This window comes from Streptomyces sp. NPDC001536 (assembly GCF_042894505.1).
In the GTDB taxonomy this organism is placed as follows: domain Bacteria; phylum Actinomycetota; class Actinomycetes; order Streptomycetales; family Streptomycetaceae; genus Streptomyces.
Genome location: NZ_JBIAVQ010000001.1, coordinates 1,165,535 through 1,177,640 on the forward strand (window position 1 = coordinate 1,165,535; position 12,106 = coordinate 1,177,640).

General features: G+C 71.3%; 9 protein-coding genes and 2 rRNA genes. 5 read left to right on the top strand and 6 right to left on the bottom strand.

The window, feature by feature from the left end; genetic code table 11:
- Positions 1-105 precede the first annotated feature (105 nt).
- The 4 genes from ACFY0U_RS05205 to mtnA all read right to left on the bottom strand — a co-directional run bounded on the left by ACFY0U_RS05205 (position 106) and on the right by mtnA (position 6,019).
- Positions 106-1,950, bottom strand: coding sequence for an LpqB family beta-propeller domain-containing protein (locus ACFY0U_RS05205; protein ID WP_388630325.1), 1,845 nt, complete (start codon positions 1,948-1,950; stop codon positions 106-108).
- Positions 1,940-3,985, bottom strand: a complete 2,046-nt coding sequence (mtrB, locus tag ACFY0U_RS05210) for an MtrAB system histidine kinase MtrB (RefSeq protein WP_388630328.1) — start codon at positions 3,983-3,985, stop codon at positions 1,940-1,942. The genes ACFY0U_RS05205 and mtrB overlap by 11 nt, the downstream gene beginning before the upstream one ends.
- Position 3,986: 1 nt before the next feature.
- Entirely contained in the window at positions 3,987-4,676 is a 690-nt protein-coding gene (gene mtrA, locus ACFY0U_RS05215; RefSeq protein ID WP_199812060.1) for a two-component system response regulator MtrA, read from the bottom strand.
- 200 nt (positions 4,677-4,876) lie between these two features.
- Positions 4,877-6,019, bottom strand: coding sequence for an S-methyl-5-thioribose-1-phosphate isomerase (gene mtnA / locus ACFY0U_RS05220; RefSeq protein WP_388630333.1), 1,143 nt, complete (start codon positions 6,017-6,019; stop codon positions 4,877-4,879).
- 140 nt (positions 6,020-6,159) lie between these two features.
- On the opposite strand from mtnA, the gene ACFY0U_RS05225 reads away from it, so the two are divergent.
- The 5 genes from ACFY0U_RS05225 to ACFY0U_RS05245 are packed head-to-tail and all read left to right on the top strand — an operon-like array spanning position 6,160 to position 11,731.
- Positions 6,160-7,482: a hypothetical protein gene (locus ACFY0U_RS05225; protein WP_388630336.1), complete on the top strand. Its 1,323-nt coding sequence runs from the start codon at positions 6,160-6,162 to the stop codon at positions 7,480-7,482.
- A gap of 43 nt (positions 7,483-7,525) precedes the next feature.
- Positions 7,526-8,248 (top strand): DUF4129 domain-containing protein, encoded by a 723-nt coding sequence (locus ACFY0U_RS05230; RefSeq protein WP_388630476.1) that lies wholly within the window; start codon positions 7,526-7,528, stop codon positions 8,246-8,248.
- Entirely contained in the window at positions 8,245-9,432 is a 1,188-nt protein-coding gene (locus ACFY0U_RS05235) for a DUF4350 domain-containing protein (protein WP_388630339.1), read from the top strand. Before ACFY0U_RS05230 ends, ACFY0U_RS05235 begins: the two co-directional genes overlap by 4 nt.
- Positions 9,432-10,421, top strand: coding sequence for an AAA family ATPase (locus tag ACFY0U_RS05240; RefSeq protein ID WP_388630342.1), 990 nt, complete (start codon positions 9,432-9,434; stop codon positions 10,419-10,421). The genes ACFY0U_RS05235 and ACFY0U_RS05240 overlap by 1 nt, the downstream gene beginning before the upstream one ends.
- Entirely contained in the window at positions 10,421-11,731 is a 1,311-nt protein-coding gene (locus tag ACFY0U_RS05245; RefSeq protein ID WP_388630344.1) for a DUF58 domain-containing protein, read from the top strand. Before ACFY0U_RS05240 ends, ACFY0U_RS05245 begins: the two co-directional genes overlap by 1 nt.
- A 93-nt stretch (positions 11,732-11,824) precedes the next feature.
- Here the strand turns inward: ACFY0U_RS05245 and rrf are convergent.
- Together rrf and ACFY0U_RS05255 are read right to left on the bottom strand one after the other, a co-directional pair.
- A 5S ribosomal RNA gene (gene rrf, locus ACFY0U_RS05250) occupies positions 11,825-11,941 on the bottom strand.
- Positions 11,942-12,033: 92 nt separating this feature from the next.
- Positions 12,034-12,106 (bottom strand): 23S ribosomal RNA (locus ACFY0U_RS05255); the annotation flags it as partial.

A 12,106-nucleotide genomic window follows, 5' to 3' on the forward strand; every position in this document is an offset into this window, starting at 1 on the left:
CTGTGGACAACCCCCTGTGGACAACTCCCGGCAGCGCTCGTGACCCGCTCCGGAACCGCCCGCACCGACCCGGACCACACCGCCCCGGGCCGGCCCGGGCCACCCCTATCCGGGATAGACCGGCGCCGTCCCGTCCTTCACCACCTGCTGCCACTTCGACCCGGACAGGAGCCGGACGATGCCGTCCTCCTCCGAGTACGCCATCAGCGGCTGCTGCTCGTCCTCGGACGAGGCCAGGGCCTTCACACCCGTCAGCGCGGCGGGCGCCGACCCCACCGGAGTGGAGCCGTCGACCTGGACGTACGCCATCTGCTGCACGCCACCGACCTCGCGTCCCACCACCACGAGCCGGCTGTCCCCCGCCCACGACATGGCGGTGACCTCCACCAACTGCGGTGCCACCGAGCGAGGTTCGACGACCGCGATGGGCTTCTCCCCGCTCGCCTTGTCACCCCGTTCGATCCGTCCGACGAAGAGCGACTTCTTGCTGCCCTTCTCCACGATGAGCGCGATCCGCACCCCGTCGGCGGCCATCCGCACCGCGTCGATACGTCCGTCGAGCCCCGCGGTGTCGACCTCGATGGGCTCGCCCGCGCCCTTCTTCAGAAGCAGCAGCCGAGGGTGGCGGGGATCGCGGTCGGCCACCCACAGGTCGCCCTCGCCGTCCCAACTGGGCGTGGTGAGCCGGTCGTTCTCGGTCTTGCCGTCACTGCGCAGGACCGGCTCGCCGAGCGAGGCCCCCGACACCAGCGACCCGACATACAGCGCGCTGCCGTCGCGGGAGACCCCGGCCGCCTTGCGCTCGTCCCGGGACACCGCGGCCGACCGCAGCTCCTTCTCGCCCTCGCCGAGCGCGCCCGGAACCGCCGCGAAGCTCTCCGGGTTGGTGCTCCCGCTCGCCAGCCGGACAAGGCGGTGCTTGCCGTCGATGAAGTACTGGTAGCCGTCCTTCGCGATCTGGTGCACCACCGTGTTCTCGGCGACGCTCTCGTCGACGGGGTCACACAGCTGTGTGCCGTCGGAGCGCTGAAGTTCGACCGAGCTCACCCCGGTGGGGGTCAGGTCCCGCAGCGTGAACAGGAGCTGGGCGGCCATCTCCTGGCACTTCTTCGAACCGACCCGGTCCGCTTTGGCGTTCAGCGGCACCGCCAGCCGGTTCTGGTCGTCGGGCGTCAACTGGCTGACGCCCTTCTTCAGCGCCGTACCGGTGGGGAAGCTCGACCGGACGACCGGGTTCAGCCAGCGTGAGGGACCGGCGAGCAGCAGACTCACGGTCTGCGTCATCGGGTCGACCTTCTTGCGCACATAGACGGGGTCGGCGACGGCCACCGGCTGGCCGTCCGACTCGGTCGAGGAGTTCGAGGCGAAGTAGTACCTGTTGACCGACGTGTAGTTGCGCAGGAAGTCCGACTTGCCCATGACCACGCCCGGGGGCGGCTTGTCGATGCGCCACTGCTTGGACTTCTTCTCCTGCACGAGGTGCAGCGACGTGTCGTACTGGCCGGCGGCGGGCGAGTACACCTGCTGCCCGTCCACGGTGGCGACCTTCTTGCCGGTCAGCGAGAACACGGCGTCGGACGACTCCCCTCCGCCGCTCGAACGCTGCTCGGACGAGTCCGGCCCGTCCGCGAGCACCGTGAGCGACGACTCGGGCTTCCACGTACGCGCGACGTCCTCGGTCAGATACTTCCGCGCCGTCTCGAAATCGGGGTCGTCGCTGGTCAGCGCTTCGAGGAAGCCGTCCACGATCTCCGGCGCGTCGGCGTTCTCCCGGGGCAGCAGTGCGAAGACCCGCACCTGCGAGTCCTGCCGCGGAGTGGACTCCACCCCGCGCAGATCCCCGCTGTCCGGCATCGAGGCACACCCCGCCAGCAGTACGGCGCCGCACGCGACCGACACCACCGTGCGCACCGGTCCCCGCCGGCCGCCCCCCACGCGGTCAGCGCCCACGACTTGCCTCCCCTTGCTTGTTCCGGTCCTCCGGACCGCCGTTGCGGGCATCCGAGGACCGCGAGTCCGCGACGCCCGTGTCGCCCGCGGGCCGCGCTCCCCCGGTGGGCCGCGGGACCACGCGCGCGCCGTTGCCGGGCAGCGCCGTCGGATCCGCGGTGGGGGCGGCGGGCGACCTCGGCGCCAGGGGCGCCGGCTCGCTCGATGTCTGCACCGGCACAGTGGCGCGCTTCTCGCCGTCCCCCGCGTGCGGCAAGCCGGCGTCATTAAGTCCACGATTGCGGCGCGAGTTCTTGGGCTCCAGCGGTATCGGCGAGCCCCGCAACGGCTCGTCCGCCGTCCTGGGCAGCGTCAGCCGGAACTGCGAGCCACCGCCCGGCTCGCCCCACGCCTGGAGCCAGCCGCCGTGCAGCCGCGCGTCCTCCAGGGCGATGGACAGCCCCAGACCCGTACCGCCGGTGGTACGCGCGCGTGCCGGGTCGGCCCGCCAGAAGCGGCTGAAGACCCGGGTCGCCTCACCGGGCTTGAGCCCTACGCCGTAGTCGCGCACCGCGACCGCGACCGCCCCGCCCGCCGCGGCCAGCTTGACCACGACGTCCTTGCCCTCGCCGTGCTCCACGGCGTTGACGACGAGATTGCGCAGCACCCGCTCCACACGCCGGGCGTCGGCCTCGGCGACGACGGGCTGCTGGTCGCCCAGGACCCGTATCCGCGAGCCCTTGCGCTCGGCGAGCGGCGCGGCCCCGCTCACGACCCGCTGCACGACCACCCGCAGATCGATCGGCTCCGCCTCCAGCGCCGCCGCACCCGCGTCGAACCGGCTGATCTCCAGCAGGTCGGCGAGCAGCGACTCGAACCGGTCCAACTGGTCGGCGAGCAGTTCCGCCGACCGCGCGGTCACCGGATCGAAGTCCTCCCGCGCGTCATGGATGACGTCAGCGGCCATGCGTACGGTCGTCAGCGGCGTCCGCAGCTCGTGCGACACGTCGGACACGAACCGCCGCTGCATCCGCGACAGGTCCTCCAGTTGCTGGATCTTCAACTGAAGGTTCTGCGCCATCTTGTTGAAGGCCTCACCGAGCCGGGCGATGTCGTCCTCACCGGTGACCTTCATACGTTCCTGAAGCCGCCCCGCGGACAGCCGCTCGGCGATCCCGGCCGCCATCCGCACCGGCGTGACGACCTGGCGCACCACCAGCCAGGCGATGGCCCCGAGGAGTACGACGACGAAGAGCCCGGCCGTCGCCAGCGTCCCCTTGACCAGGCTCAGCGACTTCTCCTCCTGCGTGAGCGGGAAGAGGTAGTAGAGCTGGTACGGCTCGTTGTTCGGGTCGTTGACCTGCTTGCCGATGATCAGCGCGGGCTGCGACTCCTGACCGTCGGTGTACACGATCCGGGTGTAGCTCTGGGCCGGGAGCAGGCTGCTGTCGACGCGGTCCCGCAAATCCTGGGGCACGCTCGTCGTCGGAAAGACGTTGCCGGAGGCACGCGGACCGCGCCCGCCGCTGTCTCCGCCGGCGGGCAGCGTGACGACGTCGAAGGCACCCTGGCCACCGCTGGCGAGGGACTCCACGAGGTCGCCCATCCACTGGCTGACGTTCTGGTTGCTACGCCCGTCCGCGCCCGCGGCGTCGTCGCCGCCCGCGCTCACCGCCGCGTCGGCCTTCTGCTTGGCCACCGAGAAGCCGCCCGTGGCCTGACTCTGCGACGCCTTCACCTTGGCGTCGAGCAGCCCGTTGCGCACCTGCCCGATGACGACGAAACCGAGCAGCAGCACCACGCCCAGCGACATCAGCAGCGTGGTGACGACGACCTTGAGCTGGATGTTGCGCCGCCACAGCCGCATGACGGGCAGCAGCGGCCGGCGTACCCAGCGCATGAACAGCCTCAGGACCGGGCTGCCCTGGACTCCGCCCTGCAGCAGCCCGCCCTCGAAGAAGCGTCCCCAGCGGGAGCCCGACGCCTTCCGGCCGACAGGCCGCTCCGCACGGACCCCGGTCCGCCCGGGCGACGAAGCGGCACTGTCTCCGGACATGTCAGCTGGGTCCTGCCTTGTATCCCACCCCACGGACGGTCACCACGATCTCGGGCCGCTCCGGGTCCTTCTCGACCTTGGAGCGCAGCCGCTGCACATGCACGTTGACCAGACGGGTGTCGGCTGCGTGCCGGTAACCCCACACCTGTTCGAGGAGCACCTCACGGGTGAACACCTGCCAGGGCTTGCGCGCCAGCGCGACCAGCAGGTCGAACTCCAGGGGTGTCAGCGCGATCGACTGCCCGTCCCGCTTCACGGAGTGACCGGCCACGTCGATGACAAGGTCGCCGATGGCGAGCTGCTCGGGCGCCGGCTCCTCCGACCTCCGCAGCCGCGCCCGGATACGGGCGACGAGCTCCTTCGGCTTGAACGGCTTCACGATGTAGTCATCGGCACCCGACTCCAGGCCCACGACGACATCGACGGTGTCGCTCTTCGCCGTGAGCATCACGATCGGCACCCCGGACTCCGCCCTGATCAGGCGGCACACCTCGATGCCGTCCCGACCGGGCAGCATCAGGTCCAGGAGCACCAGGTCGGGCTTGGACTCACGGAACGCGGCCAGCGCCTTGTCGCCGTCGGCTACGAAAGACGGCTCAAAACCTTCACCACGCAGCACAATGCCGAGCATCTCGGCCAGTGCGGTGTCGTCGTCGACGACAAGGACTCGTCCCTTCATAAACGCCATCATCCCATTCTCATAACAGTGACAGAGGCGCTGGTGAGCAGGGTCACTGGCCCGTGACGATAGTCGTACTGGGTCGTCACTGTCTGCCCCCGTCCGGCGACGTCGATGTCAGTAACGGCTGTCAGCTACCCAGCGTAGGCGCAGCCTGACCCCATGGTCGGCCCCGCGGCATTCGGCCGCGGGCAGCGCCGACCACGGAACCCCTAGCCGATCGTCACCTCGCGCGACCTGGCACACAGCTCTTCCAACGCCTCGGCCGTCACCGGCGAGACCACGCCCTCCTCCGTGACGATCGCCGTCACCAGCTCGGGCGGCGTCACATCGAACGCCGGGTTGTACGCCTGCGTCCCCAGCGGCGCCACCGGCATCCCGCCCCCCGCTCCGGTCACCGGCACCTGCGGCGCGGCGACCTCGGTCACCTCGAACCCGGGGCGCTGCTCGACCTCGATGGACGCCCCGTCCGGCGTGTCCGGATCCACCGTCGTCACCGGCGCCACCACGATGAACGGCACATGGTGGTACCGCGCGAGCACCGCGAGCGGATAGCTCCCCACCTTGTTCGCCACCGACCCGTCGGCCGCGATCCGGTCCGCCCCGATCAGCACCGCGTCCACCTCACCCGCCGCGAACAGCGATCCCGCCGCGTTGTCGGTGAGCAGGGTGTACGCCATCCCGCTGCGCGCCGCCTCGTACGCCGTCAGGCGAGCGCCCTGAAGCAGCGGACGCGTCTCGTCCACCCACAGGCGCCTCAGCCGCCCCACCCGATGCGCCGCGAGCGCGACCGCGAACGCCGTTCCCTCGCCGCCCGACACCAGCGAACCGGTGTTGCAGTGCGTGAGGATCCGGTGCCCACCGCCGGGCAGCAACTCGTCCAGCAGCGCCAGCCCGCGCTCCGCCATCCGTGCACTGGCCTCGGCGTCCTCCTGATGCAGCGCCCGCGCCGCGGCCAGCGCCGCCACCGCGGCCTGCCCCGCGTCCCCGCTCTTGGCGAGCGCGGCCCGGTACGCGGACTGCGCCCGCCGCACGCCGACGGAGAGGTTCACCGCGGTGGGCCTGGCCCCCGCGAGCCCCGTCGCGGCCTCGTCCACGTCGAAGCCGCGCGCGGCGGCGAGCGCGACGCCGTACGCCCCCGCGATGCCGAGCACCGGCGCCCCGCGCACGGCGAGCGAACGGATCGCCTCCACCAGCGCGGGCGCGTCCGTACAGACCAGCTCGACCTCCTCGGCCGGCAGCCTCGTCTGGTCCAGAAGGACCACGACGGGGCCTTCGGGTGGCTCTTCCCAGCGGATCGTCGGTATCTCGGTCGGCTTGCTGTCCTCGCCGGATTGCGCGTACTGATCAGCCATGCGGTCAGTCTGCCCCTTGTCCGGCGGACAATTGAAGGTGTGCAGCCGATACCGTGCCCGGTCCCCCGGCGACCACCCCATGGCACGATGGCTGCCAACCTGCCGCCGCGACCGCGGACGGGCACCGTGAAGGAGCGACGATGAAAGACACTCCGGGCTGGGCCTCGCCCGGATCTGCCCCCTCCGACGGGCAGGAGCCCGGTGCGTCCGGCCCCGCCGAGCCCGCAGACCGCCCCGGCCCCTCGGACCAGCCCGGCACGGACCCTCAGGGCCCCGGCTCGAAGTGGTCCAAGGAGCAGCCGCCACCCGCCCAGTGGTCCGCACCGACCGGACCGGCGAACCCCGGCCAGACCCCGCCACCCCCACCGCCCGGCCCGGGCTGGGGCGCCCGTCCCCCGGCCGGTCCCGGCGGTCCCGGTCAAGGCGGATACGGCGGGTACGGCGGCTGGGGAAGCGGCTGGGGCGGCCCCCCGCCGGCGGCCAAACCCGGTGTGATCCCTCTGCGCCCCCTCGGCGTGGGCGAGATCCTCGACGGCGCGGTCTCCACCATGCGCACCTACTGGCGCACGGTCCTGGGCATCTCCCTGACCGTCGCGGTCATCACGCAGATCGTCGTCATCCTCCTCGAAGGCCTGGTCCTCAACGACGCCAGCACCGCGGCTCTCGAAGACCCGAGCGCCAGCGTCGACGAACTGACCCGCGCCCTGGGCGACGCCATGCTCAGCACCGGTGTCGTCTTCCTGATCTCGCTGATCGGCACGATCGCGGCAACCGCCCTGCTCACGACGGTCACCAGCCGCGCGGTCCTCGGCAAGTCGGTGACCACCGGCGAGGCCTGGCGCGACGCCCGACCTCAGGTGGCCAAGCTCTTCGGCCTGATCTTCCTGCTGATCCTCATCGCCTTCGCCGTCGTCGCGGTCGGAGCCCTGCCGGGCATCCTCGCCGTCGTCGCGGGAGCCGGCGACGGGGGAGCGGCCCTCGCCGTCCTCGGCAGCCTCGCCACCGGCGTCGTCGCCCTGTGGCTGATGGTCCGCTTCTCCCTCGCCTCGCCCGCGCTGATGCTGGAGAAGCAGGGCATCCTGAAGTCGCTGAGCCGCTCCGCGAAGCTGGTCCGCGGCTCCTGGTGGCGTGTCTTCGGCATCCAGCTGCTCGCCACGCTCATCGCCAACATCGTCGCCTCGATCGTCGTCCTCCCCTTCGCCTTCCTCGCCTCCGCACTCGACGGCGAGGGCTTCACCGGTCTGGTGAACAGCGGAAGCGATCTCGGCTGGACGTTCCTCATCGTCAGCGGCGTCGGCTCGGTGATCGGCGCCATGATCACCTTCCCGATCACCGCGGGCGTCACCGTGCTCCTCTACATCGACCAGCGCATCCGCCGCGAGGCCCTCGACCTCGAACTCTCCCGCGCGGCCGGCGTCCAGGACCACGGCTCCGGCACTCCCGGCCCCACGCCCGGAGGCTGATGCGGTGAGCCTGACGGGGGGAGTTCCGGCATCGCTGCCGGCGATGCCGAGCGCGGTCGTGCGCGCCGGCGACACCTTCGTGCTGTCGCTGTCGCGCTCCGGCGACGACCCGCCGCTCACCGTCCCGCGTGATCCCGCACGCGAGGCGGCGCGACGCGAGCTGTCCAAGCGCCTGTACCACGAGAACGACCCCGGCTGGTTCCAGCGTGCCCTCAACACGTTCTGGGACTGGGTCGACAAACTGTTCGGCACAGCCGCGACCGCGGCCCCCGGCGGAACGCTCGGCCTGGTCGTCATCATCCTGGCCGTCCTCGCGGTCCTGGGCGCCCTGTGGTGGCGCCTCGGCACCCCGCGCCGCGAACCCACCTCCTCCGCCGCCCTGTTCGACGACCGCCCCCGCAGCGCCGCCGAACACCGCGCGGCCGCCGAGGCACACGCCGCCCAGGGCCACTGGAACCAGGCCGTCCAGGAACGGATGCGGGCCATCGTCCGCTCCCTGGAGGAACGCGCCCTCCTCGACATCCGCCCCGGCCGCACCGCCGACGAGGCCGCGGCGGAAGCAGCCCGCGCCCTGCCCTCCCGCGCGGACCGACTGCACACCGCCGCCCGCGACTTCGACGACGTCACATACGGTGGCCGCAGAGCGAGCGAGCAGTCGTACCAGCGCATCGCCGAACTCGACCGCGACCTGGAACGCACCAGGCCCCAGCTCGCGAGCAGCACCCACAACGCGGCCCCCAACACCCGCCAGGGAGCCGCCGAATGACCACCGAGGCCAGCCTCCCGCCCACCTCGGCCTCGCCCACCGCACGCCAGGTATGGACCCGCACCCGAGGCATCGCACTGGCCCTCGTCGCCCTCCTGGCAGCGGCCGTCACGATCGCCGTGATGCGCTCCGACGCCCGGCACGGCAACCTCGACCCGCGCTCCGCCGATCCCTACGGCAGCCGCGCCGTCGCCGAACTCCTCGCCGACCGCGGGGTGTCCACGCGCGTGGTCACCACCCTCGACGAGGCACGCGCCGCCGCCGGCCCCGACGCCACCCTCCTGGTCGCCCTCCCCGACCTGCTGACGGAGCGTCAACAGACCGGCCTGCACTCCGCGACCGCCGAATCCGGCGGCCGTACCGTCCTCGTCGCCCCCGGCAGCGCGTCCGTCGGACGGCTCGCCCCCGACGTCACGGCAGACCCCGCCACCAGCTCCGACTCCACGCTCGAGCCCGACTGCGACCTGCCCGCCGCCCGGCGCGCGGGCGCCGCCGACACCGGCGGTATCCGCTACACCACCACCCACCTCGACGCCGACGAGTGCTACCCCAGCCAGCGCCTGGCCACCCTCCTGCGCGTCCCGGCGACCGGGGGCGGCGACACCGTCGTCCTCGGCGCGCCCGACATTCTCCGCAACGACCGCCTCGACGAACAGGGCAACGCCTCCCTCGCCCTCCAACTCCTCGGCTCCCGCCCCCATCTGGTCTGGTACCTCCCCTCGCTCTCCGACACGTCGACCGCCGACGACGAACGCAGCTTCTTCGACCTGCTCCCCTCGGGCTGGCGCTGGGGCACCCTGCAACTCTTCGTCGCCGCAGCCCTGGCCGCCCTCTGGCGGGCACGCCGACTCGGCCCCCTCGTACCCGAGAAACTCCCCGTGGCGATCCGCGCCTCCGAAACCGTCGAAGGCCGCGCCCGCCTCTACCGCAAGGCCAACGCCCGCGACCGCGCGGCCGCCGCTCTCCGCTCCACCACCCGCACCCGCCTCGCCCCCCTCGTAGGCGTCCCCGTCGCCCAGGCACACGCGCCCGAAGCCCTGCTCCCCGCTCTGTCCGCGCATCTCCGCAACGACGGACAGACCCTGCCCACGCTCCTCTTCGGCCCGCCACCCAGCGACGACGCAGCCCTCGTCTCCCTCGCAGACCAACTCGACGCCCTCGAAAGAGAGGTACGCCGTTCATGATGGCCCCGACCACTGACAACGCCGGGTACCCCGGGGATCCGGACACCGCCCGGGCCTCCCTGGAAGCCCTGCGCGCCGAGATCGCCAAAGCCGTGGTCGGCCAGGACCCCGCCGTGACCGGCCTTGTCGTCGCCCTCCTCTGCCGCGGACACGTCCTACTAGAAGGAGTCCCTGGGGTCGCCAAAACGTTGCTCGTCCGCGCCCTCGCATCCGCACTAGAACTCGACACCAAGCGCGTCCAGTTCACCCCCGACCTCATGCCGAGCGACGTGACGGGCTCCCTCGTCTACGACACCCGCAGCGCCGAGTTCTCCTTCCAGCCCGGCCCGGTCTTCACCAACCTCCTGCTCGCGGACGAGATCAACCGCACGCCCCCCAAGACCCAGTCGTCCCTCCTCGAAGCGATGGAGGAACGCCAGGTCACGGTCGACGGCACCCCCCGCCTCCTCCCGGACCCCTTCCTGGTCGCCGCGACCCAGAACCCGGTCGAGTACGAGGGCACCTACCCCCTGCCCGAAGCCCAGCTGGACCGTTTCCTCCTCAAACTCACCATCCCCCTCCCCTCCCGCCAGGACGAGATCGACGTCCTCACCCGCCACGCCGAGGGCTTCAACCCCCGCGACCTGCACGCCGCCGGCATCCGCCCGGTGGCAGGCCCCGCAGACCTGGAAGCCGCCCGAGCAGCGGTCGCGAAAACAACGATCTCCCCCGAGATCACGGCCTACGTCGTCGACATCTGCCGCGCCACCCGCGAATCCCCGTCCCTCACTCTCGGCGTCTCCCCCCGAGGCGCCACGGCCCTCCTCGCGACCTCCCGCGCCTGGGCCTGGCTGACGGGCCGCGACTACGTCATCCCCGACGACGTGAAGGCCCTCGCCCTCCCCACCCTCCGACACCGCGTACAGCTCCGCCCGGAGGCCGAAATGGAAGGCGTGACACCCGACTCCGTCATCCAGGCGATCCTCGCCCACGTCCCCGTCCCCCGCTGATGGCACTCACCGGACGCGCCGCACTCCTCGCGGCCCTGGGCTCGATCCCCGTCGGCATCTGGGAACCCGGCCTGACGGGCCTCCTCGCCGTGAACGCCCCCCTGGCCCTGGCCTGCGCCTGCGACTTCGCCCTCGCGGCCCCCGTACGCCGCCTGGGCCTGACCCGCTCCGGCGACACCTCCGTACGCCTGGGAGAGACCGCCGACGTCACCCTGACGGTCACCAACCCGTCCAACCGCCCGCTCCGCGCCCACCTCCGCGACGCCTGGCCCCCCAGCAGCTGGCTCCCCGGCACAGAGACAACGGCCTCCCGCCACCGCCTCACCGTCCCCGCGGGCGAACGCCGCCGCCTCACCACCCAGCTACGCCCCACCCGCCGAGGCGACCGCCAGGCCGACCGCGTGACAATCCGCTCCTACGGCCCCCTCGGCCTCTTCTCCCGCCAGGGCACCCACAACGTCCCTTGGACGGTCCGCGTCCTGCCCCCGTTCACCAGCCGCAAGCACCTCCCCTCCAAGCTCGCCCGACTACGCGAACTCGACGGCCGCACCAGCATGCTCACCCGCGGCGAGGGCACCGAATTCGACAGCCTTCGCGAATACGTCCCCGGCGACGACACCCGCTCCATCGACTGGCGCGCCACAGCCCGCCAGTCCGCGGTCGCCGTACGCACCTGGCGCCCCGAACGCGACCGCCACATCCTCGTCGTCCTCGACACCGGCCGAACCTCAGCAGGCCGTGTGGATGACGCCCCACGCCTCGACGCCTCCATGGACGCGGCCCTCCTCCTGGCAGCACTCGCCTCCCGCGCCGGCGACCGTGTCGACCTCCTCGCGTACGACCGCCGGGTACGCGCCCTGGTCCAGGGCCGCACAGCACGTGACGTCCTGCCGTCCCTGGTCAACGCGATGGCGACACTCGAACCTGAACTCGTCGAAACAGACGCACGCGGTCTTACGGCCACTGCGCTCCGAACGGCGCCACGCCGCTCCCTGATCGTGCTGCTCACAACCCTCGACGCCGCCCCGGTCGAAGAAGGACTGCTTCCCGTCCTCTCCCAACTCACCCAGCGCCACACCGTCCTCGTGGCATCCGTGGGCGACCCCCATGTCTCCCGCATGGCCCAAGCCCGTGGAAACACCGACGCCGTCTACGCGGCCGCATCTGCCGCACAAGCACAAAGCGAACGTCATCGCACCGCGGAACAGCTCCGACGTCACGGTGTCACCGTCGTCGACGCGACGCCGGATGAGCTGGCGCCGGCACTGGCGGATGCGTATCTGGCTCTCAAGACGGCGGGACGTCTGTAATTCAGCACTCGACTCGAAACGAGAAGGGGCGAAATAGAGCTGGTGAAATAGAAAAAGGCCCACGCCTGATGGCGTGGGCCTTTTCTAAAAATTGTTCGGCGGTGTCCTACTCTCCCACAGGGTCCCCCCTGCAGTACCATCGGCGCTGTAAGGCTTAGCTTCCGGGTTCGGAATGTAACCGGGCGTTTCCCTCACGCTATGACCACCGAAACACTATGAAACTGTCGAACCATGCCACACCGTATGCGAGGCATACGGGGCTGTTCGTGGTTTCAGAACCAACACAGTGGACGCGAGCAACTGAGGACAAGCCCTCGGCCTATTAGTACCGGTCACCTCCACCCATTACTGGGCTTCCAGATCCGGCCTATCAAC

What these genes read in the sequence shown, in the direction of transcription:
- mtrB (WP_388630328.1), bottom strand. Translation starts at nt 3,985, where the DNA reads ATGTCCGGAGACAGTGCCGCTTCGTCGCCCGGGCGGACCGGGGTCCGT.
- mtrA (WP_199812060.1), bottom strand. Translation starts at nt 4,676, where the DNA reads ATGATGGCGTTTATGAAGGGACGAGTCCTTGTCGTCGACGACGACACC.
- mtnA (WP_388630333.1), bottom strand. Translation starts at nt 6,019, where the DNA reads ATGGCTGATCAGTACGCGCAATCCGGCGAGGACAGCAAGCCGACCGAG.
- ACFY0U_RS05225 (WP_388630336.1), top strand. Translation starts at nt 6,160, where the DNA reads ATGAAAGACACTCCGGGCTGGGCCTCGCCCGGATCTGCCCCCTCCGAC.
- ACFY0U_RS05230 (WP_388630476.1), top strand. Translation starts at nt 7,526, where the DNA reads ATGCCGAGCGCGGTCGTGCGCGCCGGCGACACCTTCGTGCTGTCGCTG.
- ACFY0U_RS05235 (WP_388630339.1), top strand. Translation starts at nt 8,245, where the DNA reads ATGACCACCGAGGCCAGCCTCCCGCCCACCTCGGCCTCGCCCACCGCA.
- ACFY0U_RS05240 (WP_388630342.1), top strand. Translation starts at nt 9,432, where the DNA reads ATGGCCCCGACCACTGACAACGCCGGGTACCCCGGGGATCCGGACACC.
- ACFY0U_RS05245 (WP_388630344.1), top strand. Translation starts at nt 10,421, where the DNA reads ATGGCACTCACCGGACGCGCCGCACTCCTCGCGGCCCTGGGCTCGATC.